The 2,926-nt window shown below is 69.3% G+C and carries 2 protein-coding genes and 1 pseudogene; all 3 read left to right on the top strand.

All coding sequences use genetic code 11. The features are described 5' to 3' along the window. Positions 1 to 187: 187 nt before the first annotated feature. Positions 188 to 1,642, top strand: a pseudogene (istA, locus tag AB0H83_RS51670) (IS21 family transposase); the annotation flags it as partial. A 230-nt stretch (positions 1,643 to 1,872) separates the two neighbouring features. After that, complete coding sequence (locus tag AB0H83_RS51665) at positions 1,873 to 2,082, top strand: hypothetical protein (protein ID WP_360111380.1); 210 nt, start codon at positions 1,873 to 1,875, stop codon at positions 2,080 to 2,082. Then, a complete protein-coding gene (gene istB, locus AB0H83_RS51660; protein WP_360111377.1) occupies positions 2,079 to 2,855 on the top strand; it encodes an IS21-like element helper ATPase IstB in 777 nt (258 codons plus the stop codon). The genes AB0H83_RS51665 and istB overlap by 4 nt, the downstream gene beginning before the upstream one ends. Positions 2,856 to 2,926 lie beyond the last annotated feature (71 nt).

The following is a 2,926-nucleotide window of genomic DNA, read 5'->3' as shown; positions in this document are numbered from 1 at the left end:
TGTCGGCGCTCACGTAATTCCCCAGCTGTAGCGGTCTGCCGCTCACGTAATTCCTCACCCTGGTCGCTCACGTAATTCCCCATGGGGATGACGAGCGGTTTTGCCGGTGGTGGTCCTCGCGATCATGCAGAGTCCTCCCTCGTCCGGGTGACGTGCGGGGGAGCCGATGGCGAGGAGAACGTTCGACGTGGTCGATGTGACCGAGATCTTCATTCACTGGTATGCGGGCCGCTCGATCAGCGAGGTGGCGCTGTCGCTGGGCGTGGACCGCAAGACGATCCGGAAGTACCTGGCCCCAGCGGTGGCGGCGGGGTTGACGCCGGGTGGGCCGGCGATGACGCAGCAGGACTGGACGGCGCTGGTGCTGCGCTGGTTCCCGCAGCTGGCCGACACTCGGCTGCGGCAGGTGACGTGGCCGGAGATCGCCAGGCATCACGACTACATCGTGGCGATGCTCAAGGCCGGGGTGACCCAGGCGACGATCCATCAGCGGCTGCGTGACGAACACGGTCTGGGCGCGTCGGTGGCGTCGTTGAAGCGGTATGTGGCGGCGAACCTGCCGGAGGAGGTGCGCCGCGACCGGGTGGTCGTGCTGCGCGACGAGGCCGACACCCCACCGGGCGAGGAGGCGCAGATCGACTACGGGCACCTGGGCTACTGGGCCGATCCGACCTCGGGGCTGCGGCGGCGAGTGTGGGCGTTCGTGATGGTCCTGGCCTGTTCCCGGCACATGTTCGTGCGGCCGGTGCTCGTCATGGACCAGGCCGCGTGGACCGCCGCGCACGTGGCCGGGTTCACGTTCTTCGGCGGGGTGCCGCGCCGCCTCGTCCCGGACAACCTGCGCACCGGGGTGGACCGGCCCGACCTCTACGACCCGAAGATCAACCGTTCGTATGCCGAGCTCGCCGCGCACTACGGGGTGCTGGTCGACCCGGCCCGGGCCCGTAAGCCGCGGGACAAGGCTCGGGTCGAGCGGCCGATGCCGTATGTCCGGGACTCGTTCTGGCGGGGTCGGGAGTTCACCTCCCTCGCCCAGATGCAGTCCGCGGCCCTTGGCTGGTGCCGTGACGTCGCCGGGCGGCGCTCGTGCCGCCCCCTCGCCGGCGCCGCACCAGGTTCGGTGTTCGCCGCGGTCGAGGCCGAGGCACTGCAACCGTTGCCCGATAAGCCGTTCGTCCTCGCGGTGTGGTCCACCGCGACGGTCGGGCCGGACATCCACGCCAAGGTCGGCAAGACGATCTACTCGGTCCCGTGGCGCTACCTGGGACAGCGGGTCGACGCCCGTTCCACCACCACGACGGTGCAGTTCTTCCACAATGGACAGTTGATTGCCACGCACGGCCGCAAACCACAGGGCAAGCAGACCGACTTCGGGCACTACCCGCCGGAGAAGATCGCGTTCCGGATGCGGACCCCGACCTGGTGCCGCACCCGCGCCGCCGAGATCGGCCCCGCCTGCACCCAGGTCATCGCCGGTCTGCTCGAGGTCAACGCCCTGTTCCGGCTACGCGCCGCCCAGGGCGTCCTCGGCCTGGCCGACAAACACACCCCGGCGAGGCTGGAAGCCGCCTGCGTCAAAGCGATCACGGTCGGCGACCCGTCCTACCGAACCGTCAAAGGCATCCTCACCGCCGGCGCCGAGACCGACCCGCCGCCACCCGCAGCCGGTGACGGAGGCGCCGCCGCGCACCTGCACGGCCCTTCGCAGCTGTTCGCGAACGTCATCCCCCTGCCCACCACGAGCAACACACCCCGACACAGCGCTGCCGGGCCCGACGCGGCGGACCTGACGGACCCGTCCACCACGAACAGCGACCACCGCGACCCCGGCCACGACGAACGGCCTACCACGCCCGACACGGCGGCCCTGGCATGAACGAGGACGCCACCAACACCGGCGTTTCGCAGCCGGCCTACCCGCTGCCACGCCCCACCGCCGCCGATCCCCGCTTCACCTATGGACTGCTGCACGACATCGCCGAAGCGTTGCAACGCAACGGCTTTCCCCGACCGTCCGGCACCGACTGGGCCGACCTGACGACTGCCCTGCACCGCTTCATCTACCAGAAAGAGACGTCATGACCATCGTGGACACCGCCCTACGCGACAGCCTGCGCGTGTTGAAGCTCTCCGGCATGCTGCACACCCTCGACGCCCGCCTCGCCCAAGCCCAGGCCGGGGAACTCGGCCACCTCGACTTCCTGCAGGTCCTCTGCCACGACGAGATCACCCGACGCGACACCATGAGCATCCAACGGCGGCTGCGCCGCGCCCGGTTCGAACACACCACCACCCTCGAAGAGTTCGACTTCACCGCCAGCCCGAAACTCCCCGCCGCGCAGATCCGCGACCTCGCCGCCCTGCGCTGGCTGCAAACCGGCGAATCCGTCGTCCTGCACGGACCCGTCGGCGTCGGCAAAACCCACATCGCCCAAGCCCTCGGACACCTCGCCGTCCGCCGCGGCGCCGACGTCCGCTTCACCAAGACCAGCCGCGCCCTCGCCGACCTCGCCGGCGGCCACGCCGACCGCACCTGGCCCCGCCGCCTCGCCGAACTCGCCCGACCAGCCCTGCTCATCCTCGACGACTTCGCCATGCGCGAACTCACCGCCCAGCAAGCCGACGACCTCTACGAACTCATCTCCGAACGCGCCCAGGCCGGCCGGTCGCTGATCGCCACCTCGAACCGGTCACCCACCGACTGGTACCCGCTGTTCCCCAACCCCGTCGTTGCCGAATCCCTGCTCGACCGGCTCATCAACACCAGCCACCAGGTCTTCATGAACGGACCCAGCTACCGACCCAACAAACGCCCCGGCCGAGCCGGCTCGACAACCAAGGACACCACCAAGTAGAACTACACCCGAGGCCCACCACCTGGGGAATTACCTGAGCGCAGCCCCGGGGAATTTCGTGAGCGACGACA

This window comes from Dactylosporangium sp. NPDC050688 (assembly GCF_040654515.1).
Taxonomy (GTDB): domain Bacteria; phylum Actinomycetota; class Actinomycetes; order Mycobacteriales; family Micromonosporaceae; genus Dactylosporangium.
This window is presented reverse-complemented; position numbering and strand designations above follow the sequence as displayed.

What these genes read in the sequence shown, in the direction of transcription:
- istB (WP_360111377.1), top strand. Translation starts at nt 2,079, where the DNA reads ATGACCATCGTGGACACCGCCCTACGCGACAGCCTGCGCGTGTTGAAG.
- AB0H83_RS51665 (WP_360111380.1), top strand. Translation starts at nt 1,873, where the DNA reads ATGAACGAGGACGCCACCAACACCGGCGTTTCGCAGCCGGCCTACCCG.